17 protein-coding genes are annotated in these 22,817 nt (G+C 48.9%); 9 read left to right on the forward strand and 8 right to left on the reverse strand.

Annotated elements, in window-relative coordinates:
• Window positions 1-15 precede the first annotated feature (15 nt).
• Window positions 16-2,712 (reverse strand): sulfatase, encoded by a 2,697-nt coding sequence (locus JIN82_RS09500; protein WP_200311392.1) that lies wholly within the window; start codon window positions 2,710-2,712, stop codon window positions 16-18.
• A gap of 419 nt (window positions 2,713-3,131) precedes the next feature.
• Here JIN82_RS09500 and JIN82_RS09505 point away from each other — a divergent pair, with 419 nt between their 5' ends.
• A complete protein-coding gene (locus JIN82_RS09505; RefSeq protein WP_200311393.1) occupies window positions 3,132-3,317 on the forward strand; it encodes a hypothetical protein in 186 nt (61 codons plus the stop codon).
• A gap of 114 nt (window positions 3,318-3,431) precedes the next feature.
• On the opposite strand, the gene JIN82_RS09510 is transcribed toward JIN82_RS09505, so the two are convergent.
• Window positions 3,432-3,863, reverse strand: coding sequence for a DUF3127 domain-containing protein (locus JIN82_RS09510; RefSeq protein WP_234041890.1), 432 nt, complete (start codon window positions 3,861-3,863; stop codon window positions 3,432-3,434).
• Window positions 3,864-3,926: 63 nt separating this feature from the next.
• Between JIN82_RS09510 and JIN82_RS09515 the strand changes: the two genes are divergently transcribed.
• The 3 genes from JIN82_RS09515 (at window position 3,927) to JIN82_RS09525 (ending at window position 7,976) form a co-directional block, all read left to right on the forward strand.
• Complete coding sequence (locus JIN82_RS09515; RefSeq protein ID WP_200311394.1) at window positions 3,927-4,403, forward strand: M50 family metallopeptidase; 477 nt, start codon at window positions 3,927-3,929, stop codon at window positions 4,401-4,403.
• A gap of 233 nt (window positions 4,404-4,636) precedes the next feature.
• Window positions 4,637-7,411: a bifunctional aconitate hydratase 2/2-methylisocitrate dehydratase gene (locus tag JIN82_RS09520; protein ID WP_200311395.1), complete on the forward strand. Its 2,775-nt coding sequence runs from the start codon at window positions 4,637-4,639 to the stop codon at window positions 7,409-7,411.
• A gap of 247 nt (window positions 7,412-7,658) precedes the next feature.
• Window positions 7,659-7,976 (forward strand): hypothetical protein, encoded by a 318-nt coding sequence (locus tag JIN82_RS09525; RefSeq protein WP_200311396.1) that lies wholly within the window; start codon window positions 7,659-7,661, stop codon window positions 7,974-7,976.
• 112 nt (window positions 7,977-8,088) lie between these two features.
• Here JIN82_RS09525 and hemH read toward each other — a convergent pair whose 3' ends face one another.
• Together hemH and purB are read right to left on the reverse strand one after the other, a co-directional pair.
• A complete protein-coding gene (gene hemH, locus JIN82_RS09530; protein WP_200311397.1) occupies window positions 8,089-9,099 on the reverse strand; it encodes a ferrochelatase in 1,011 nt (336 codons plus the stop codon).
• A 23-nt stretch (window positions 9,100-9,122) separates the two neighbouring features.
• Entirely contained in the window at window positions 9,123-10,541 is a 1,419-nt protein-coding gene (gene purB / locus JIN82_RS09535) for an adenylosuccinate lyase (protein WP_200311398.1), read from the reverse strand.
• Between the two features lie 260 nt (window positions 10,542-10,801).
• Between purB and JIN82_RS09540 the strand changes: the two genes are divergently transcribed.
• From JIN82_RS09540 to JIN82_RS09560, 5 genes are all read left to right on the forward strand, one after another.
• On the forward strand, window positions 10,802-11,689 hold the full coding sequence (locus JIN82_RS09540) for a PEP-CTERM sorting domain-containing protein (protein ID WP_200311399.1): 888 nt from the start codon (window positions 10,802-10,804) through the stop codon (window positions 11,687-11,689).
• 151 nt (window positions 11,690-11,840) lie between these two features.
• Window positions 11,841-12,362 carry a bifunctional pyr operon transcriptional regulator/uracil phosphoribosyltransferase PyrR gene (gene pyrR / locus JIN82_RS09545; protein WP_200311400.1) on the forward strand — a complete coding sequence of 174 codons (522 nt, stop codon included), beginning with the start codon at window positions 11,841-11,843 and terminating at the stop codon, window positions 12,360-12,362.
• On the forward strand, window positions 12,362-12,682 hold the full coding sequence (locus JIN82_RS09550) for a hypothetical protein (protein WP_200311401.1): 321 nt from the start codon (window positions 12,362-12,364) through the stop codon (window positions 12,680-12,682). The genes pyrR and JIN82_RS09550 overlap by 1 nt, the downstream gene beginning before the upstream one ends.
• A complete protein-coding gene (locus JIN82_RS09555; protein ID WP_200311402.1) occupies window positions 12,654-13,589 on the forward strand; it encodes an aspartate carbamoyltransferase catalytic subunit in 936 nt (311 codons plus the stop codon). Before JIN82_RS09550 ends, JIN82_RS09555 begins: the two co-directional genes overlap by 29 nt.
• Window positions 13,590-13,612: 23 nt before the next feature.
• Window positions 13,613-14,884, forward strand: a complete 1,272-nt coding sequence (locus JIN82_RS09560; RefSeq protein WP_200311403.1) for a dihydroorotase — start codon at window positions 13,613-13,615, stop codon at window positions 14,882-14,884.
• Between the two features lie 213 nt (window positions 14,885-15,097).
• On the opposite strand, the gene JIN82_RS09565 is transcribed toward JIN82_RS09560, so the two are convergent.
• The 4 genes from JIN82_RS09565 to JIN82_RS09580 all read right to left on the reverse strand — a co-directional run bounded on the left by JIN82_RS09565 (window position 15,098) and on the right by JIN82_RS09580 (window position 22,723).
• Window positions 15,098-16,549, reverse strand: a complete 1,452-nt coding sequence (locus JIN82_RS09565; RefSeq protein ID WP_200311404.1) for a sulfatase family protein — start codon at window positions 16,547-16,549, stop codon at window positions 15,098-15,100.
• Between the two features lie 35 nt (window positions 16,550-16,584).
• A complete protein-coding gene (locus tag JIN82_RS09570; RefSeq protein WP_200311405.1) occupies window positions 16,585-18,054 on the reverse strand; it encodes a sulfatase family protein in 1,470 nt (489 codons plus the stop codon).
• A gap of 769 nt (window positions 18,055-18,823) precedes the next feature.
• Entirely contained in the window at window positions 18,824-20,965 is a 2,142-nt protein-coding gene (locus JIN82_RS09575) for a UvrD-helicase domain-containing protein (protein ID WP_200311406.1), read from the reverse strand.
• Entirely contained in the window at window positions 20,966-22,723 is a 1,758-nt protein-coding gene (locus JIN82_RS09580) for a DEAD/DEAH box helicase (RefSeq protein ID WP_200311407.1), read from the reverse strand.
• Window positions 22,724-22,817 lie beyond the last annotated feature (94 nt).

Raw genomic sequence — 22,817 nt, forward strand, 5'->3', positions numbered from 1 at the left:
TGCATGGCTTGTCAGCTAGAAATTTGGCACAATGAGTATGCGGTAAAATCCAGCTGGCTCATCGTTAGATTTTTGATCTGATAGGATTTTAAATTGAACCGGATTGCTGCCGGATTGTTGGTAGATCGTCGCGCCATTTGTAGCGGTGAGCGTTCCTCCAGCTAGGCTCTGGGCGATGGTTGTCCAATCACCCTCGGCCAGACTAGTGGATTGCTGCAGGTAAAGGTTGATGTCATCACGGTTAGCGATCTGGCTAAGTTCTAGCTGTGGTCGATTATTTGGGCCAGCTGGCGTTAGGGTAATCCATGAACCAGCTGACTGTGCTTCCAGCGCGTAGCTGAGCATGGTTTTGTCAGATTGGGTGCCCGATGTAGCTGGGTCTCTGAGTTCATCGATAGAAAAGTTATCAATGCGCCATTGGCCAAAGCTGGTGGCTGGTTCTAATGACATCGTATAGGTTTTGCCGTCGGTCACGGTGTTGAGGCGCATGCCTTCGACGATGGTATTGCTATCGTAAATGGCCTCGTCGTAAATGCGGACTTTTCCAGCTGCGAGTAGAGCGTTGAAGTAGACGCTGGCGTCGCTGCCCGAGTTGATGACGAATCTGGAAACAAAATCTGGCGAGCGCAAGTTGGTAGGCAGGTGTAGCGCCAGCTGGGATTTGATTTCATCGTAGCTAGAATCTCCAGCTAGATTAGTAATTTCATCGGGGTCCTTGATGCGGTCGTAGAGTTCTTCCTCGCCGTTATTCCATAGAATATAACAATAGTCGTTAGTTTTCACTGCATGGTTATTGCCTAGCAGTGTGGTGACGGCTGGGTAATCCCATCTGATCTGTGGGTTGTCGATGAGTGGCTTGATGCTGCGTCCTTCGAGCATCGGGTTTTTGTCTATGCCGGCAAAATCCTGCACTGTTGGATAGAGGTCTAGCAGGCTGATGAGTTTGTCATCAATCACCTGTGAGGGAACGGTGTAGCTGGTATCCACTGTATTGATCTGGCCGGCGACGACAAATGGGATGCGGGTTGAGCAATCCCACAGTGAGTGCTTTTGATAGAGGCCTTTTTCTCCCAGATGGTAGCCGTGGTCAGACATCAAAATGATGATGGTATTATCTGCGTACGGGCTGTCTGCTAGCGTATCGAGCACACGCCCAACTTGATCGTCAGTAAAGGCGGTGCAGGCGAGGTAGGCTTGCATGATTTCGCGGCGCTGTTGCGTAGTGATAGGCTCTCTGCCATTTACCTCAGCTAGGTTTGGGTATTGCGATCCAATGCTCAAGCGCTTCGCCTCAGCTGGCACGTCGTCCATGTCATCAGCTTCGTAGCGCGATAGCTGGAGTGCATCCATGTTAGGAAATCGGTCAAAGTATGCTTGCGGTGTGTACCAAGGCACATGTGGCTGGACAAAGCCGACCATCAGAAGGAATGGTTTGTCGTGTTCTTCTTCAAGACGCGCCACGGCAAAGTTGCCATTTTTGTAATCTGAAAAGTTGGCGTCACTATCGCCATAGCTAGGCACTCCCCAGTCGGTAGAGGTTTTATTTTGATCCCACTCCATGCCCTCGTGGCTGCCAAATGCACGGGTTCCGCCAGACTGGTCTACGGTGTCCGCGTTAGATCCGAGGTGATAGATTTTGCCTCCAGCAAAAACTTTATAACCTTGATTGCGAAAATGGGTCTCCATGACCAAACCGCCTAATTCAAGCGCACGATTTTTCACGGCGCTGTTGCTCATGTGGCCGTCAAAGCCCATTGTCGCAGGGCTCAGCCCCGACATGAGTGAGGCGCGCGACGGCCCGCATAGTGCATAGTTGCAATGGGCATCTTTGAACACCGTGCCTTGCGCTGCCAACTTGTCCATATTGGGAGTTAGCGCATCAGGGTTCTGGTCAGTGAATGCCGGCACGTCCTTGAGATCGTCCACCATGATGATGAGGATGTTGGGACGCTCGCGTTGCGGGGTGAAACCCGTATCGTTAGCTGGTGTGTCTGAGCTTACGGTAAATTGTTTGATTCTTAGGTGATCGCCAGCTGAAGTGGCTGTACTTCCTGCATCTATCAACAATCCAATATTTGTTATTGTTCCTGAGACATCGGTCGCTGCAGATCCAACGGCTAGCTGGCTAGAGGTGCCTAGCTGGACATTATTGAGCAATTTCCAATCATTCGCGGTAGCGGAGCTATTGATCAAATAGCTATCAGATCTCGGTGTGGCACCGCTTCCTGGATTGTTGCGGCTGTCGGTAAATGACGTTTGGTGGACATGCCATTGACCGTCAATTTCAGCCGCGAGCTGGATCTTGGCATTTGTATTGTCGCCAATCCATTCAATGGTGATAGATTCAATTTCTTCTAGCTGGCTGAAGTTATTGGCTTCGGTGAATAATAAGGCTGGTGAATTAATGGTATCGCCGCCGATTGATGGTGCTTTCTGAGGTGCAAAATAGGCATAAGCTCCATTCGATGTGGTGGCGCCGACGCCAGCATTTGATGCGGACAGATCTGTGAGTTGGCTTTGGCCCGTTGCGTTGTGTTGCGCCCATGCGCTCCAGCCGACCGAAGCAATGGACGCATTTGTATTATTAGCGGGAAATGTCGTTTCGTAGAGTGTTGCAGATTTGGCCACAGAGCTGGAAATGATCACGGCGCCTAGGCTAAGCAAGGGGATTAGAAGACGTGTTAGCGGCGCGGCTTTGGGTATGGATTGCATGTGGGATATAGAAGTGGTCAAAATGATCCGGAGGGAAACGGTGATGACATGCTAAAATATTTCCTCAGTGCCAGCTGTCGATGTTAATTTACCTGTAAACTAGGGTTTTGCTGAGGAATTGATGATATGTGCCACATGTGAATGAGGGGCAATCGATTATGTGAAATAACAGCCCTTGTGGTTGATGGTTTTGATTCGCAGGGCAGTGTGATAGTTTTTTACTGGGCGAATCAGTCGATGGATATAATTTTTTTGTCAGCTGGAAATGGCCTATGTCGCAGGCCGTTAGTGGTTAGGGGGCTTTGGTTTAAACGGTCGATAGTGAGAAATAATATGAAATATTAGCGATTGCGACTATGTATTATTGTTACCTCTCGAGTTGGAGGATTAGATTAAAAACTAACACTAACTACAATAATATGATCAAAGCAATTACAGTAATCGGATTCATCATGGCGGCTCCATTCGCAATGGCCTCAGACTGCGGCAAAGAGAAAAGCACATGCGGCGGCAAAGAGAAGACTGAGAAGTGCGACAAGAAAAACGAATCAGGCTGCGAGAAAAAGAAAGACACCTGCACTAAGAAAAAAGAATGCGGTAAGTAATCGTATCTTCTAAAGATTTTCCAGCTAGAGTGATTCTAGCTACATAAAAAAAGTCAGCCCGTAATTGGGCTGACTTTTTTTATTAAATGATCCAGTTAGCTGGATTGTGTGAGCTTAGAACGGTGGCTCGTCGCCACGAAGGTCTTCTACTGATGGCTCGCCGAAGCTGTTATCTTCAACGAAGCTTGGCTCGGAACCAAAGTTGTTAGCTGGAGCTTGTTGTTGCTGTTGTTGCTGGCCGCCGGCTTGGATTTTCCATGCGTTGAGGTTGACGTAGTATTTGCCGTTGTATTCATTTCCGCGGATATCGAAGCTGACGCTGACCTCTTGTCCTACCTGTAGGTTGTCGAGCAGAGCAGTTTTATCTCTAGCAGTTTCAAATTTGATGTCTTGTGGATACTTGCTATCTTCAGTGGTGATAACAAATTCACGCTTGGTGAATCCGCGGTTGAATGTCTGCAGGTCGGAAATGAGTTTGATTTTGCCACGGGCTTCGTACATGCCCATTTCTTCGGTCATGGTTTGCGGATTGTCAACAAATCTCATTGGCGATGTGGGTTTATTTTTTCTGCCCTTGCCGCTGGCTGGCTAGTCATTTATGCCGAGTTGATGGAAGGGAAAAAGAAGCTCACAGCATTTCATGAAGCTGGCCATGCGGTGGTGGCCTTGTTGGTTGGTCGGCCGGTGCAAAAGGTGAGCATTATTCCATCACAGAATCGGCTAGGCTCGTGCCACATGAGCAAGGGGAGAAGTAAAAAAGCTCAGGATGCATTGGAGTCTGAGATGTTGATTTTGTTAGCTGGCATGGCGGCAGAAGGGCGAGTGGCTGGGCGATATAATGTAGCTGGAGCGCAGCAGGACCTAATGATGGTGCAGAAGCTAGCTAGCCAGCGTGCTGGAAATCAAAGACAGATGGAGAAACTTGTTCATCGCACGCTGGATAAGGTGAATCACATGTTGCGCGATCAGGCGACTTGGTCGGCGGTGAAGTCGATTGCTAACGCGCTGCTAGATAGCGAGTCTATCAGCGGTCGGGAAGCCAAGCACTTGCTGACGATGGCGCAGAATAGTAGCGGCGGAAAATAAATTTGGCTGGTGGTTATGTTCTAGCTGGTCGGGCTAGTTATCCATCGTGCTAGCTGAAATTGGCTTGATTGTGGTGCCATGCGGTGGGGCAATTTAGTAAAATCGATGATCGATTCACTGCGGAGTTCAATTTCCGTAATAATCAACAATTCGATTGTTGGTGTCTATCCGCTGGCGTGACGTAAAATCTTCTTGAAATATCGAGGCTCCAGTAGAGACTGCCACGCAGAACGATGAAGCTGTATTTAGACTATTTAAACGAGATTGAAGAGCGTAAGGGCGAAGGCCTGAACCCTAAGCCAATTGACAGCGGTGAACTGACTAGTGAAATCATTGCCCAGATCAAAGATCTTGATAATGAACACAGAGAAAGTTCGCTCAATTTTTTAATTTATAACACCCTGCCAGGCACAACTCCTGCAGCGGTCCAAAAAGCAAACTTCCTTAAAGAAATCATTCTTGGTGACGCCGTAGTTCCTGAGATCACTGTTGATTTTGCTTTCGAGCTGCTTTCACACATGAAGGGTGGTCAATCTATCGAGGTGCTGCTCGACATCGCCCTTGGCGATAATGAGGTGACTGCCAAACAAGCAGCTGAAGTACTCAAAACACAGGTGTTCTTGTACGAAGCGGATACAGAGAGACTAGCCGCTGCCTACGAAGCTGGTAATGCGCTAGCTAAAGAAATCCTCGAGAGCTACTCTAAAGCTGAGTTTTTCACTAAGCTGCCAGAAGTGCAGGAGAAAATCGACGTGGTCACTTATGTGGCTGCGGAAGGTGATATTTCTACCGACCTACTTTCACCAGGTAACCAAGCTCACTCACGCTCAGACCGCGAACTGCACGGCAAGTGCCTGATTTCTGTAGAAGCACAAAAGGAAATCACTGAGCTGCAGAAAGCTAACCTCGGCAAGAGCGTTATGCTCATCGCTGAGAAGGGCACCATGGGGGTGGGATCATCAAGAATGTCAGGCGTGAATAATGTGGCGCTTTGGACTGGTCGTCAGGCCAGCCAGTATGTGCCATTTGTTAATATCGCTCCAATCGTAGCTGGAACTAACGGGATTTCACCAATTTTCCTAACTACCGTAGACGTAACTGGCGGCATCGGCCTTGACCTGAAAAACTGGGTCAAAAAGACTGACGCTAACGGCGAGACTGTAACTGACGAAAGCGGCGAGCCAGTTCTCGAGCAGACATACTCAGTGGATACTGGTACGGTTCTAACGATCAACACCAAGACCAAGAAGCTCTACAATGGTGAGCAAGAGCTAGTTGATATTTCTTCAGCACTCACACCACAGAAGCTTGAGTTCATCAAGGCTGGTGGTTCTTACGCAATTGTGTTTGGTAAGAAACTTCAGACATTTGCATCGCAGACTCTCGGCGTCGACGTTGAGACTGTATTTGCTCCAGCTAAAGAAATCTCTAACGTAGGCCAAGGTCTCACAGCGGTTGAGAAAATCTTTAACAAGAATGCAGTTGGTGTCACTGAAGGTGCTGTGCTGCACTCAGGATCTGATGTTCGTGTTAAGGTGAACATCGTGGGTTCACAGGATACTACTGGTCTGATGACTGCTCAGGAGCTGGAAGCGATGGCGGCCACCGTCATCTCTCCAACAGTAGATGCAGCCTATCAGTCTGGCTGTCACACTGCTTCTGTTTGGGATAAAAAAGCCCAGGCTAACATTCCTAAGCTGATGAGCTTCATGCAGAAGTTTGGTCTCATCACTGCGCGTGACCCTGAAGATAAGTATCACGCAATGACAGACGTGATTCACAAGGTTCTCAACGATCTAGCAGTTGACGATTGGGACATCATCATCGGTGGCGATTCACATACCAGAATGTCTAAGGGTGTCGCTTTTGGTGCTGACTCCGGAACCGTTGCACTGGCGCTCGCTACAGGTGAGGCGACCATGCCAATTCCACAATCTGTTAAAGTGACCTTCAAAGGTGAGCTGAAAAAGCACGTCGACTTCCGTGATGTGGTTCACGCTACTCAGGCGCAGATGCTGCAGAAGTTTGGCGAGAACGTTTTCCAGGGACGCATTATTGAAGTGCACATTGGCACACTGCCAGCTGATCAGGCGTTCACTTTCACTGACTGGACCGCAGAGATGAAAGCTAAGGCGTCTATCTGTATTTCTGAAAATGAGACACTCATCGAGTCTCTCGAGATTGCTAAAGGTCGTATCCAGATCATGATCGACAAGGGCATGGACAATGAAGGTCAGGTGCTTCAGGGATTGATTGATAAGGCTAACAACCGCATTGCTGAAATCAAGTCAGGTGAAAACCCAGCGCTAACACCAGATGCTAACGCTAAGTATTCAGCTGAGTTTGTTGTTGATCTCGATCTGATCGATCAGCCAATGATCGCCGATCCAGACGTTCACAACGAAGATGTTTCTAAGCGTTACACCCACGATACCATCCGTGAGCTATCATTCTACGGTGGTGAGAAAGTGGTTGATCTTGGATTTGTTGGATCATGCATGGTGCACAAAGGTGACCTGAAGATTCTCTCACAAATGCTCAAGAACCTAGAAGCTCAGCAGGGTAAAGTAGAATTCCAAGCGCCACTCGTGGTTGCTGCTCCAACATATAACATCATTGATGAGCTTAAAGTTGAGGGTGACTGGGACATTCTGCAGAAATACTCAGGGTTTGTTTTCGATGACAGCGCGCCTAAGGGCACTGCTCGCACTGAATACGAAAACATGATGTACCTCGAGCGCCCTGGTTGCAACCTCTGCATGGGTAACCAGGAGAAGGCTGAGAAAGGTGATACGGTAATGGCGACTTCGACTCGATTGTTCCAGGGGCGTGTTGTTGCTGACTCAGATCGTAAGAAAGGTGAGTCATTGTTAGCATCTACTCCAGTGGTGGTGCTTTCCGCTATTCTCGGAAGAACTCCGAGCATGGATGAATATAAAGTCGCTGTTGAAGGTATCGATCTGACGACTTTTGCTCCACCTCTTGGCGAGCTGAGCACTAAGCTGTAAGCTCTAATATTTACGCTTTAAGTTAGTATTTCTCACCGTCGAATAGTTAGCTCAGCTGGCTGATTCGGCGGTGATTTTTTTTGATGTGGCAGCTGTGGCGTAGTGGTTTTTATTGGGAGCAGTCGAGCTGGCTATGTTTAAAATTCTATCTGATTCGTTCTAGCTGGAGATTTGTTTGGTGTTTGAGCGCAGAAAAAAGCCAGCTTTTTCACTCGTCAAGCTGACCTGCATCGGGCAAGTGTTGGGCATGAAGAAACTCATCAGCTCGTTGACTGCTATTTGTTTGGTTAGCTCGTGTGCGTATTTGACTCACTCAGAAGAGAATGCCTACAGCGCGCCTGAGCCGACATTGCGCATTGCTTCGGCCGCCGACTCGGATCTGGCTACGGTGACTCGTGGATATATGATCTATCAAACTCAGTGCGGTCAGTGTCACGAGTACAAAATTGCTGATGATATGAGCAAGGCAAAGTGGCATCAGATGAACTGGAATGCCGGCTTGGAGAAAGCTGACGAAAAAGATTTGCTTGCCTATTTGGTGGGTGTTCAGCGCATCCGCGAATAATCGAACTACGTTAGCCTAGCTTGACGTGAAATAAAAAAAGCGACTCCGATTGGAGCCGCTTTTCTTGTTGATAGAGAAATGTGATTCTAGCTGGCTAGCCAGCTGGAATGAATTATTTTGCCCAATCTTCGATTTGGTCGACGAGGTATTTGATCCAGCTCGGGTGCTCGTTAACACATGGGATGAGCTCGAGTGAATCACCACCAGCGGCGATGAAATCTTCTTTTCCGCGCATGCCAATTTCCTCGAGAGTTTCGAGGCAGTCAGCAACAAATGCCGGGCAGATGACCTGGATCTTTTTGACGCCTTCTTTAGCGAAGCGCTCTAGCTCAAAGTCGGTATATGGTCCTAACCATGGATCTTTGAGTAGGCGAGATTGGAAGGATACGGCAACCTTGTTATCGGCTAGGCCGAGTTCTTTGGTTAGCAAATCAGCTGTCGTTAGGCACTGGTGTTTGTAGCAAGTAGCGTGGCACGGGTGCGGATTCACACAGCAATCTGGCTTAGCTAGGCAATGTGAGTGCGACGGGTCGCTGATGCGAACGTGGCGCTCAGGGATGCCGTGGAAGCTCATTAGGAGGAGGTCGGTGTCTTCCTTGAGTTCATCTTTAACAGAGTCAGCTAGGGCGCTGATGTACTGAGGATCTTTGTAGAATGGCTGCAGGAGTCCAGTCTTGATAGATGGCGCTTGCTCAGCGAGTTCTTCCATGACTTTGACCACAACGGTCTCGTAGCTAGACATCGCGTACTGTGGGTACAGCGGCATGATGAAAAGCTCGGTGACACCATCTTTTTTGATCTGGCTGATGATGTCGCGGATAGATGGGTTGCCGTAGCGCATTGCTAGGTAGACTGGGATGTCTAACTCGTTAGCTACTTTTTCCTGCTGGTGCTCACTGGTGACGACGAGCGGTGAACCTTCGTCGGTCCACACTTCAGAATATGCTTCCGCTGACTCAGGTGAGCGTTTTGGTAGAATGATGAGCTTGAGTAGAAGCGTGCGCTTCCACGCTGGCATGTCTAGCACGCGCTCGTCTGATAGGAACTCGTCGAGGTAGGCGCGCACGTCAGCTACCTCAGTAGAGTCAGGCGAGCCTAGGTTTAATAAAAGGGCTGCTTTCATGGGTGATGTAGGGTGTGATGAGATTAGAGAATGTCACCAGGCTGGTAGGCTGCACCAGCTGGGTATTTCTCGCCCACAGCGGTAACATGCTTTACAAATTGGTCAACTTGCTGAGTGGCAGTTCCTGTAGAAGCTTTGTTATTTTCCATGATTTCTTCCAGCTGGCTGAGAGAAAGTGGTACACGATCGTCATTGGCTAGACGCTCGATGAGATCATTGTGTGAGATCTCGCGCGTGCGCAGGGCAGCCACGGTAGCGACGGCATTTTCCTTGATGGCTTTGTGTGCAGATTCGCGACCGACACCAGTTTTCACGGCTTCCATCATGATGGTTGTGGTCATCAGGAATGGCAGGTAGTGAGCATTTTCAGCTTCGATCACAGCTGGGTATGCATCCATCTGGTTGAAGATCGTTAGGTAAGTTTCAAAAAGTCCGTCGATAGCGTAAAATGCGTCTGGCAGCATCACGCGGCGCACGACTGAGCAAGATACATCACCTTCGTTCCACTGGTCACCAGCTAGGCCGCTAGCCATGGTGTGGTATCCTTTGAGGATGGTTTGGAAACCATTGACGCGCTCGCATGAACGTGAGTTCATTTTGTGCGGCATGGCGCTTGAGCCAGTTTGCCCAGGAGCAAATCCTTCAGAAGCAGTTTCGTGGCCAGCCATCAGGCGCAGTGTGGTGCAGAATGATGATGGAGCAGAGGCTAGATCGAGCAGTGCAGAAACGGTGCGGAGGTCTAACGAGCGTGGGTAAACTTGGCCTACGTTAGTGAAGACGTTAGGAATGCCGAGGTGTTTGCAAACGCGCTCTTCGAGGTCAGCTGCGCGTGCGCCGTCGCCGTCGAAAAGTGAAAGTTGGTCCATCTGGGTGCCTACAGCACCTTTGAGTCCGCGAACTTTGTAGCTAGAAATGAGAGCTTCAAGAGAAGTAAGTGAGTCAGCCAGTTCTTCACCATTCATGGCAATGCGCTTGCCGAAGGTAGTTGGCTGGGCGGCAACGTTGTGAGTACGACCAGTGATGACAAGGTCGCGCCACTGTTGTGAGCGCTTTGACATCGCCGTTAGAGCGGCTACGGTTTTGTCGCGGATGATGAGGAGCGAACGGTAGACCTGCAGTTGCTCAACGTTTTCCGTTAAGTCACGAGAGGTCATGCCTTTGTGAATGTGCTGGTGGCCTGCGAGGTCGCAGAATTCGTCGATGCGAGATTTCACGTCGTGGCGGGTGATGCGCTCTCTGTCCATGATAGACTTGAGGTTTACCTGCTCTTTGACTTTTTCGTAGTCATCGATGGCTTGTTGCGGAATGTCCAAGCCGAGGTCTTGTTGTGCCTTCATGACCGCGATCCAAAATTCGCGTTCGAGAATGATGCGGCCTTCTGCAGACCAGATGTTGGCGATGGCTTTGGAGGCGTAGCGTTCGGCGAGTACGTTTGGTATCATGATGTGTGAAATTCTGCGGTCGTTAATGGCCAGGCGCACATCCAGTACGGGCCAAGCGCACTCAACACCGAAATCAGGTAAAGGGCAAACCCAAATCCATACATATAGGGGGCTTGCTCGTTGTTAGTTGATTTGTGTACCAGATTCGCGGCGGAAATTATTTTTTCAGGCAAAATAACAAAATCTCTGTCAGTCTAACGATTTAGTCTTGATTCCATATTTCATATAGGTGTTTATGCTGGAGTAAGTAACATAAAATTATGGATTTATCTAAATTATACACCCTCACTTTTCTTGCGTTTGCCAGTTCTCAGGCCATCGCAGCCACTCCAACATTATTCGACTTTAGTGACCGCGCGTTGTCCAGTGGTGTAGCGTTAACCGAAGGGGCTGTATATCGTTATACCAATATTGTGAATGTTGATGGCGTCTCGGTAGATGCGGTGCTCACGCTGGGGGCAATCATTGATAATGGTGAAGCATTTACAGACTGGAGTCCTGCTGCAGATGGTATCCCTAGGTATAGCAGTATTGGTGGAGATTTCCAAATAAGAGGGAGTTATCAGCTAGACCCTATGGCTACTGCAACGCTCTCCTTTGTTGTTAGCGGGATAGATACAGCTTACACATTTTCAAGCCTTACCTGGGGGGTGACTGACATTGAGTCGCAAGGAGTATTGGGCGATGGGGTAGGACGTAATAGTACGGAAATCTTCAACACAGATTTGTCGCTAGCTGAGTATTATGTGCTCGGCGATAACCTCCAAGTGAGTGGAGACGATGTTTATGTAAAGGCTCAGGGCGACGGTGCTCATGTGCAAGGAAATGTGGGGACAGGAGGCGCGACTCAAGCAACAGGCTCTTACGATGCTTTGAATTATACCACTAGCTATCAAGTGGCTGGTAGTTTTGGTGATGAGAATTCTATTAGCTTAGCCTATACCAATGTCTCTGAGTTGACCTTCAGCTGGGGGGTGGTAGAAGGGGATGACCAATATACACCTAGTGATAATAAAGGTGATGGCAGTGGAAAAGTTAGTAATCGAGGCATGTCCTTTACCATGACTACGGATCCGATTCCTGAACCCAGCGCGTTGGCTTTGGTTGCCATGGGTGCTATGGGGCTTCTGTTGCGCAGAGGTAGATAGTTTCCGCGGAAGTTAGTTTTTTTACGGCTCCACAATATGTGGGGCCGTTTTTGTTATTTTGATAAATTTCTAGCTGTAGACATATGCCAGCTTGCAATTATGTGGACATGTCGATAATCAATGTCAGCGGGCCGAGGCCGAGCACATTGATATGAATATGGGAGAAGACAAAATGGCTGAAGCTGTCGAGCAGCTGGCTGGAGCTATTGTTGAGAAATATGCAGGTGAGAAATTTGCCCTGATAGGTTTGCGCAGCCGCGGTGACGAAGTGGCCTTGCGCTTGAAATCCCAGCTGGAAGCCAAAGGGGTAGAGTTAGACTTTGGTATTCTCGATATTTCACTCTATCGTGACGACCTCAATCACCTCAGCGCAAACCCGAAGCTGCAGGCGAGTGAGATTTCATTTGCTGTTGATGGCGCCAAAGTGATTTTGGTAGATGACGTATTATTCACAGGCCGCACAGTGCGCTCAGCGATTGATGCGCTAATGGATTACGGTCGTCCCGCTGGTGTTGAGCTGGCGGTGTTAGTCGATCGTGGTCACAGAGAGTTGCCAATCGAGCCAAATTATGTTGGCATCTCCATTGAGACAGAACGACTAGATGATGTCGTGGTGCATCTCAAAAATACCGATGGAGTAGATGAGATTCTGGTTCACCGAGCACAAAGTTAATGAATTCCCTCCCCAGTCAGAAACGTAGCCGTCGCGAGTTAGATGAAATTCGCGCACGCAATGCATTTCAGACGCGCCCGCCAATTGCTCATGTCGAGAAGATGGCGGCTCACCCGGTGGTTTTGATCATTGGGTATTTGTTAAGTTTTCTAGCTGGCGTAGGATTACTGCCAGCGCTTTTGATTTATTGGCGCAAACCACGGTCGCGCCACCACGCATGTTTCATGATCATCATCTCGATCTTGGCTGCGGTTTTCTTTTATTTTAAATATTTCAACCCATCAGAAATTAATGATACGCAAGGACCTTTTGGATATTGAATCGCTGAGCCGAGCTGAGATTGAAGAGCTGCTCGATCAGGCTGTGCCTTTTAAAGATTTATTCACTCGCTCGGTGAAGAAGGTTCCCGCGCTGAAGGGAAAAACCGTGCTTAACTTGTTTTACGAACCAAGCACACGCACGCTGTCGTCATTTGAAGTGGCGGCTAAGCGACTATCAGCTGACGTAACTAACTTCGACGTGCCGCATTCATCGGTGGTGAAAGGGGAGTCCGTCAAAGACACGATCGATACGCTGCAGTCGATGCGTACGGACTACATTATTGTGCGCAACAAACTATCTGGGCTGCCAGGCGTGATTGCTAGAGAGACCAAGGCGAGTGTGATCAATGCGGGTGATGGACAACACGCTCACCCAACACAGGCGTTGCTAGACGGCTTTACTTTCCGCGAAGTTTTCCCGCAAACGGACGGCCGCAGAATCCTCATCGTTGGTGATATCTTGCACAGCCGCGTGGCGCGCTCGACGACTAACTTGATGCGCAAAATTGGTGTGGAAGTGGCTTGGTTAGGACCTGGCCCGCTGGTGCCAAAACATGGACCAAAGGGCGTGCGCCGATTTACTAACTACGAAGAAGCGATGGCGTGGGCGCCGGACGTTGTCTACCTGCTGCGCGTGCAGATGGAGCGCCAAGATGTGCAATATTTCCCAAGCCTGCGCGAGTATCACAAACTTTACGGGGTAACCACTGAGCGCTTCAAACAGATTGAAGACAATGGCACCTACATCATGCATCCAGGGCCAGTTAACCGCGGTGTTGAGCTGTGTGATGCGGTGATGGATTACTCCAAGAGCCTAATCAATACGCAGGTAGAAAATGGCATCGCCGCACGAATGGCTGTGCTTTATTCGCTCAAGCCGGGAACCTCAGAAGATTCAGCCAGCTAGAAACCACTCACATATTTATTGTTATGTCATTACTTATCAAAAAGGTGACCATTGCCAATGCTGGTCAAGACGAAATCCAGCTAGCGGATGTGTGGATAGAAAATGGTACGATCAAACAAATCGGCCAGGATTTAAAAACATCAGCTGAGCGCGAAATCGACGGCCAAGGCAAAGTATTGCTTCCGGGCATGTATGATATGCACGTGCATCTGCGCGAGCCTGGAGCTGAGGTGAAAGAGACAATCGCATCAGGCACTGAGGCCGCTATCAATGGCGGCATCACCGGACTTGTGATGATGCCAAATACCACGCCATGTATTGACTCTGCGGCTATCGTTAGGACAATCCGTGAGATTGCGGCAGAAGATTCACGCATCCCGCTGCAGATAGCTGGTAGTATCACTAAAGGTCGCGCTGGCGTCGAACTCTCTGGCGTCGATGGCATGCGTAAGTTAGGCGTGAAAATGCTCACAGACGACCCATCACCAGTTGCCGACCCTTCAGTGTTAATGCGTGCGATGGAGTACGCTAGCGAGCTAGGGTTATTTTTTGCAAGCCACTGTGCCACACCTGAGCTGCAGAATGATAGAGCGATCAACCACGGCGAAATTTCCTACCAGCTAGGTATCAAAGGCACTCCAGCCTGCGGTGAGGAAATGTGCATTGATAGAGACATTCGCCTAGCGCAACACGCTGGTGCTCATGTTCACATCCAGCACGTTAGTACGGCTGCGGGTGTGGAAATCATCCGCCAGTGGAAAGCTCGTGGCGCTAGTGTTAGTGCTGAAGTCACTCCGCATCATCTGATGTTTGATGAGTCGTGCATTGGCAACTACGATACCAATTTCAAAGTTTGCCCACCACTGCGTTTGCGCGATGATTGTGAGGCATTGTTAGCGGGTTTGAATGATGGCACCATCGACGTGATTGCTACCGATCATGCGCCGCACACGCCATTTGAAAAATTGCAAGATTTCATGACTGCGCCGAATGGCATCATTGGTCTAGAAACCGCGCTTATTTCTCTCTTCGATAGATTTGTAAGTGAAGGGAAGCTTAGCTGGTCCACGCTAGCGGCGAGCTTCTCAGCAAACCCGCGTAAGTTGATGGGCGAGGCGCCAGCAGTGATTGCCGAAGGTGAAGCTGCTAACCTTGTTTTGTTTGATCCAGCTGGAGAAACGACATTCTCAGCAGCTAACTTCAAGTCTAATAGCCAAAATACACCCTTCATTGATCAAACTCTGAAAGGGGCCGTCGAGCTCGTTGTGCTTGGCGATAAGACCCTCAAAGCATAGCGGATATACGCATTTGCTGTGGCGTAGCTAGATTGTCTAGCTGCGCCACTTTTTTTGCTGAAAATTACCCTCGCTGGCTGACCGTCAGGTATCGTTAGCTGGGTTAGTTAGCGTATTTTTTTTGCTGGATGTGTAGACGTGAAGAAACCCATTAGTTGTCTAATGGGTTTCTCGCTAGGGGGTATTATTTGATTAGTTCAGCTAGCAGTTAGCTTAGCGTGGGTATGTTTCAAGAAGCGGGTCGTTTTGGCGCTCCATTTCTTCGACGAGGAGTATTTTGAGTGACTGCAGTTTGCCAGCGTGTTCTGGGTTTTCAGCTAGGTCATTCATTTCGTCTGGGTCATTCTTGATGTTATACAGGCGGAATTTTGGAATAGTTGGGTAGGAGATCAATTTCCAGTCACCTTGCAGAATGCTGCGTTGGTCCATCAGGAATCCACCGTAAATGTGGTCGCGTCCTTTGTCAGTCTCGCCAGTGGCCAGCGGCATCAGGCTCTTGAAGAAGACTTTTTCTGGAACCTCTACGCCAGCTAGCTCGAGCGTGCTGGGCATGATGTCCTGAATGTAAACATTCTCGGTGATGCGTTTGCCTTTTTCTAGACCAGGTCCGTTGATGATGAGCGGTGCGCCCATGCTGTGCTCGTAGAGGTTCTGCTTGCCGATAAAGCCGTGGTGTCCAACAGCTAGACCGTGGTCGGCTGTGTAGAAAATGTAGGTATTATCGAGTTTGCCAGAAGCTTCTAAGGCATCGAGGATTTTGCCAATCTGCACATCCATATGAGTAATCAGCGCATAGTATTCCGCGCGGTTTACCTTCACTGAATACTCGGTGCGCGGGAATGGCACTAGGCTCTCGTCACGACCATCTTTGCCGCGGCCGAGTTTGTCCTGATAGGGATAGGCTTCCATGAAGTTGTTTGGCAGCTTGATGCTATCTATCGGGTACATGTCGAAGAATTCTTTAGGCGCCTGACGTGGGTCGTGTGGCGCGTTAAAGGCGATGTACATGAAAAATGGATCATCTTCCTTGGCTGCAGTGTCGATGAAGTCGACTGCCTCATCGCGTAGAACTTCACTCCAGTGGGTGCCGCCTTGCCAGAAGCCACCTTTGGACTTATCCCATGGCAGCCAGGTTTTGTCATTTTCATCTTTAGGGCGGTTGTATCCCTCTGGTGTTTGTCTTGGCATGCCGCCACGAATGGTGCCTACAACATCAAAGACTTCAGCTGGCTGATAGGAATTAACATGCCATTTGCCGGAGAAATAGGTTTTGTATCCAGCCTTGCTCAGGTGCTGACTCCATGAGAGTGGAAGATCAATGCCTTTTGTGGATGGTTTCTTCGCTGGCTTCTTGGAGTCATTTTTGGGTTTGCCTCTTTTGAGGTTTTTACAATCCCAGACTTTGTAGCCGGTGTTGAACATGTGGCGGCTCGCCATGCAGATGGCGCCAGTCCATGATCCCATATTGTAGGCGCGGCGGAAGCTCACACCGTTATCTACCAGACGGTCGAGGCTTGGGGTGATGACTTCACCGCCGATGCAGCCCACTGTTTCCCAGCACTGGTCATCTGCAATGATGAACAGGAAGTTAGGTTTCTCTTGGGTCTCTGCTTGGGCAAATGTTAGCGATGCTGTTAGTAGAATGCTTGAGATGATCTTTTTCATTTAGCTAGAGTGTTGTTAATAGTGATGACTGGGGGTTAATTTGCGCCGAGGACTTCTGGGTAATCTTGCTCGACGCGCTCTAGGGAATCAGTGCCGTACTCTGCACCTTCAAAGCTGCTACGGCATGATGCGTGCCAGGCTTTGATTTGTTTTTTGAACTGCTCAACAATTTCCGGGTGCTGGTCGGCGATATTGTTTTTTTCGTATGGATCATTCTCCATGTCGTAGAGTTCGATTGATTTGCTAGAACGGTAGTATTTGTATTTCTCGCCGTTAAATGCCTCTACGCCTTTGAAGATGAAGCCGATTGGGTCACGTTTGATAGATTCGCCTTTGAGTAATGGGAGTACGCTAACACCGTCTAACTCGTATGGCGGTTTTTTGGCGCCTACAGCCTCAACGATAGTTGGTAGATAGTCTGAGGTTACGATTGGTGCAGAAATGGTCATTGGTGATGATACAACATTTGGCCAAACCATGACGCCAGGGACACGTACGCCACCGTCGTGAAGGCTGCGTTTGCGGCCACTGTATTCGCCAGATGAGCCTGGTGATTTGCCACTGCTTTCAGGACCATTATCACTGCAGAACCAAACCATGGTGTTGTTAGCTACGCCCAGCTCGTCGAGCTTGGTGCGCAGGCGACCAATTTGATCATCCATGGCGGTAATGCAGCCAGCGTATTGCTGCATTTTGAAATCTAAATCTTTATACATTTCGGCGTATTCTGGGCCAGCGACACAGGGAAGGTGTGGTGTGTGGAACCAGATCACGGTGAAGAATGGTTTGTCGTTTTTCACGGCTTCCTCGATGAAAGGAATGGCGCGGTCCATGATGACACGTGAGTCGTCGCCGTCCAGGTTCTCAGTCGCTTTACCTTCAGGTGTCCAGTAGGCGGTGCCGTAGTCTTTGTAGGCTTCACCTTCTTTGATGTACGACCAGCCGAAGCCTTTGCTGCCTGGTTTTTCGATCTTTTCAGGTAGTTTCATCGGGTCCCATGTAGGCACCTTGGACTCAGTAGCGAAATAGGTATCAAAGCCGTGATCAGTTGGCGGGTTAAGTAGGTGTGCTGATTTTGGGCCGCCGCGGTTAGCGTCTTTCTCGGTGGCTGTGAGTGTGCCGAGGTGCCACTTGCCAAAATGACCCGTTGCGTAGCCTAAGGGTTTTAAAACTTTAGCAATCGTGACCTCTTCTGGGCGAAGGATGCCTAAGTTAGCTGAAAAGATACCAGTGCGGTATGGGTGACGACCAGTTAGGGCGCTTGCGCGTGTTGGGCTGCAGACTGGCGCTGCGGCATAAAATCTATCAAGGCGGGCGCCTTGCTCCGCCATCTGGTCGATGCTTGGTGTTTTGATGACGGTATTGCCATTATAACCAACATCTCCCCAGCCAAGGTCATCTGCCATCATGAGAATGATATTGGGCCGAGAAGTGTCTTCTGCATGCAGGCTCCCAGCTGCAATAAATGGAAGTGTTAAGGCTGCGAGGTAGGATTTTTTCATCATATAATAATTTGGGCTATTGATAGTAATTGGTTTCTAGCAATGATTAGTTGTTGATCTAGCACTGGTATTTAGCTGAGAGAGTGGGGAGATTAATTTTGTCAGGCAGCTCGTTTGACTAATTGTTAGTTGGTGTGAGTGATGATGATCGTTAGGAGGGTGGTGCGACTTAGAGTTTTTGCTGAAAAGTCGATAGCGACCCTACCTGCAATGCAACAGGGATCAGCGTAGTTTATGGCAAAGACGGCTTATACTGTCTTTGTAATCATTACCTTTATATCTTTTAAAATACTGGATCGTTACAATTTTTTTTCATGGATCAACCAGTTTAGTAGAAATAAACTCATGGCAGCTGTCACATCTTTATGGATCTGAGATAGATATAGGGGTGATTTTTTTGTGGCAGTGGAAAAAATTCTCCCCACCTGTGCCGATTAAAGCCCAAGAACAATGAAATTAGTAGGCTAGGGCGAGTCTATTTACCCGCGTTAGCGGCCTAATGACTCATGTAATAATCGTCATCGCGCAGGCCAGTTAGTTTCATTAGAGGCAGGTCAGTTAAGCCGATTGGCTCAAGGCGCGGCTTATTTGTATCATCAATCCAGCTGAGCCAGCTAGGCCAGCTACCACCCCACAGGCATCGTGGCGTACAAAGAAACAGACTCAGCTGGAGGGTCAGTAGCTTATATGTGACTTGGCAATGGTATTTGGGGGATAGATAGATTTATTTTTAATCTTAGCCTTGTAGATCTGGCCAGCTTTCTGAGCACGTTCATTTGATCAATGACTGGTCAAGGTGCGACTGAATGCTCTGATCAGTCGCTTTAGCTAACTTTTCTAATGACTTACTGCGTTTGTAGTCATTGCTAATAATAACTAAGTTTTGGCTCGCGCGTGTGATAGCCATGTAGATCTGCCGAGTATGCTTCTGGTGCAGGTCGTGCAATTCATCGTTGTCTAGCAGTGGAGATGACTCCAGATCAAGAAGTGCGTCTATGCCCAGAATAAACACTGTACTGGCTTCTAAACCAGTGGCTGCATTAATGGTGCTCAGCTGGCAAAATGCATTGGCTGGCTGTGGACCACGTTCTGCGAAATGTAGGTGGTGTGCGCCGTCTAGCAATTTGCCTAGCAGGTTGGCAAATTGATCTAGTTCGTATTTTTTTGTATGCAGCACTAGCAGTTGACCATACGGGTGACCATTTTGCCTAAGCTGGGCGATTTCCTTGGCTGCGCGCAGGTGGCAGTCTTGTAACGTTGGACAATAAATGACTGATGGTTCTCTACCGACAAGCTCAATACCATCGATTTGTTCTTGGCTGGGAATGTTTAGATCTTCGATGTCATCAGCATCTTGCTGGTTTCTTGATAGTAGAAATAATCTAGCGAATTTGAGCACCGACTGACTATTGCGGTATGCTTGTCGAAGCCTAGTTGTGCGGCCACGGATGTCGATTCCGCTAGATAGCCACGACTGGCGACGCTTCAGAAACCCTTGTGTTGGATCCGCTGAGATAAACAGCTGGCCATGCGGCTTGATGGCTAGACGTACGATGTCTAACCATGATTTGGCAAAAAATTGCGCCTCATCGATGAGGATGCAATCGTACTTGGGAAAATCTAACTTTCCTGTAGTCGCGGCGATGTGAAAACGCATGGCCACACCGTGCCAGTCGATGAGTTTTCTATCGTTGAGTTTGTGCTGGTATTCACGGAAATGCTGCCAAACTTGTTTGCGCTGGCTGGCTTGTAGGCTGGTACCTCGGCCAGCTCGCGAAATTTCCAGATAATCATTTTCGTGTCTTAGACTGTGGTCTTTGATGAAACCAATTTCGTCTAGCAAGAACGAGCTGGTGAAGTTGGAGTCTGATTTTTCACATATCTCCGCGAGGAGTTGCTCGCATCGGTGAGGGCCTATCACACTCTCTTCTTGCCTGCCAATGCAGCGGCTTGCCCACTGGAAAAAGGTTAACCACTGGATATTTTTTGCGTGACCGTCTAGCTGGGTGAACTTCCTCCTTAGCTCGTTGTTGATAGGCCGGTTATGAGTGAGTACCAAGACTCTAGCCGAGGGGTTGAGTTTGGCATTTAGCATCGCCCGGTAGAGCAGGATCAATGATTTGCCACATCCAGCTACACCAGTTACCAGCTGGCCTTGGCGATTTTTATCAGACTGTCCAGCTGTGTCACCTTCGGGAATTTGCTGAGCAATTTTCTCAGCTGGATCTGGCAGGTAGAGGTTATTTTTGACACACCATTCTTGGTCGAGATCGAGCATGGTGCAGTTGAGATCACGATCAACCTGAGTATTTTTTTGTTTTGGGGCCAGCGGTGAGCGCGCAACTACAGACTCGGGAATGACTGATTCTGGGGCGAAATGCTGGCGCAGCTGGTGGAGGTCGTTGCGGTCTAGCTGAGCATGGGCAATCTTGCTGAGGTGCTGGCTGAATGATTTTTTGTTAAGTGATTTGAGGCAGAGAAATTTCACCTCCATGTCGCCTCGTTCGACGGCTAAGGTGTCTAGCGTATTTTGCTTTACGTTAGGGAATACGACCATGCGATGAAGGGGCATGTTTGTATTGCCTGATTGTGCCAGCTGGCTGGAAAATTCGTGTAAAATTTGCACTTCATTTTCACCGATGTGTTTGGCCTCAATAGTCTGTTCTGGCTGGAATAGCTCGCTCTGAGTGACAGATTCAGCTAACTCTTGGCTGGTGGCTGCCACTTGTACCAAAAAGGCAAACTTCTGTTGGTAGACGATGAGAAAGTGCGGTTGCTTGTGAGCTAGGTCGCGGTCAGCTAGAACCGAGAACCAGACGCAAAAATCATCTGGAAGCTTCTTGAAGCTGCGATGTGTGCGTGCAATTTCCAAGCTGACTCCAGCTGGGATTTTTTCAGGAAAAACGCGTGCCATTTATTTGGAATGTTCGTGGGTGGGGTGGAGTGAAATCTCACGGCTCGCGGCGAGTAGTGAGAGGAAAACAGCTGCTGGCTCGTGGTAGTCAGCAATGGTCTCAGCGTGTCTGCGTAAATTCGCCGAGTGCAGAAGGATGACGAGGCTGCGTGCTCGGGTGACTGCTACATTTAGCCGCTCAGATTGGAAAATGAAGTTATCTAATTTTCTAATGAATTCGCTATCCGATGCGGTGAAGCTGTAAATGATAACTTCACGTTCTTGTCCTTGAAATCTATCCACGGTGTCGACACCAATTTCATGGTAGGCATTGGGAAATTTCACCTGAAATCTATCACTGTGGCGCAGTAGCTGGCGGATGCGGCTGGCTTGCGCGCGAAATGGTGTGATGATGCCAATTTCTTTAGCTGGAATCCCAGACTCTAAAAGGTTCAGCGTAATGTCTGCTGCGAGATCAGCTTCATCATCGTTTCTTGATCGGCTGTCGTCAAAGGCGCTGCTAACATTGACTAATGAATATTCAGTTTGAATAAGCTCACGGTAATTGCGCGGGGTTTGTTTGAGCGGCAGCCTGTGGTTTGGATTGGCTGATTCTAACTCACCTTGGTAGAATGTCTCACTCGGCCACTCCGTGAGCTCGTCATTCATGCGGTAAGTCGTGTCCAGCTTGGTTGGCTTGGACTGTTTGACTAGTCTGCCGAAGATGGATGCGTCCCGTGGGCTATCTCTATGGATATGTGAAACTGGGGGCAGCTGGCATTGGTCACCAAAGAAAAACCATCTATCACTTTTCATCATCACCATGATAGCAGCGGGTATGGTGAGCTGGCTAGTTTCATCAATCACCGCACTATCGAAGCTAGCTGCAGATAGGCGCCGTGACGCAAGTGCAAATGGTGTAGCGCCAATGATGTATGGACCATCTTCTAAATCTAAGCCGCTGGCTGAAAAATCATCGTAGACAGGGAAAGGGAGCCGCTCGCTAACAACGGGTGGCGAGATCTTAACCACTGGGCAGTTTGAATCGACCAGTTGTTGGATTTTTATCAGCGCATTGTGAATGCTGCGGTGGGTGAATCCAGTGACTAGGATTCTATGCCCGTGTATCACCAGTTGGTCTACCAATTGCGCTAGCGTATGTGTTTTGCCTGTTCCTGGAGGGCCTTGAATAAGGTGGAACGGGCTGGATGCTAAAGCGGTAGCTACGGCGTCGACTTGGCTATCATTGAGTTCGTTCTCGTCATTGTCTAGCGATTCAGCAACATCGCTATATGTGTCGCTGCATTCTTCGTTAGTTTGATCCTCAAACAGCACAGGGAACACGTGATCTCGTCCATGGGCGTCTTCAGCTAAGGACTCAATCGCCCGCAGGTAGAAAGGGGATAGGTCAAAGAAATCTTCGTCCAGTGACCAGCCAGATTTTTCATTAAATGCAAAATCCTCCAGCTGGCGGCATTGTACGCTGAGGCCGTTGTTGGTGAGACCCAAAAATATCACCTGAAAGTAGTTGCCTGCTGGATCATTGCGGCTGAGCCGTAGTGGTTCCTGCTCACGGAATAGGGCGAAATCCTCAGCTGGTGGGTGAAAGTGGATTTGCTGGTTTTTGCTATCAATTTCAGCAATGGTCAGATTCCCCAATGCTCGGCAGCTATCGATGCGCTCGCCTAATGGTTTGGCCCATAGCCGGTGGATATTTTGTTCTTGTTGGCTTTTTTCCTCTTTGACTTCTCTGGTCAGAGATTCCAATTCCTTACGCATGATCTAACGATATGAAACGTTAGCTTAGTTGGCAATGATATTTACCGGTGAGAGCCTGAGTTTGCTGGGGGTGAGTTAGAGGCAAAAAATGAGC

It is taken from the genome of Persicirhabdus sediminis (assembly GCF_016595495.1).
In the GTDB taxonomy this organism is placed as follows: domain Bacteria; phylum Verrucomicrobiota; class Verrucomicrobiia; order Verrucomicrobiales; family Akkermansiaceae; genus Persicirhabdus; species Persicirhabdus sediminis.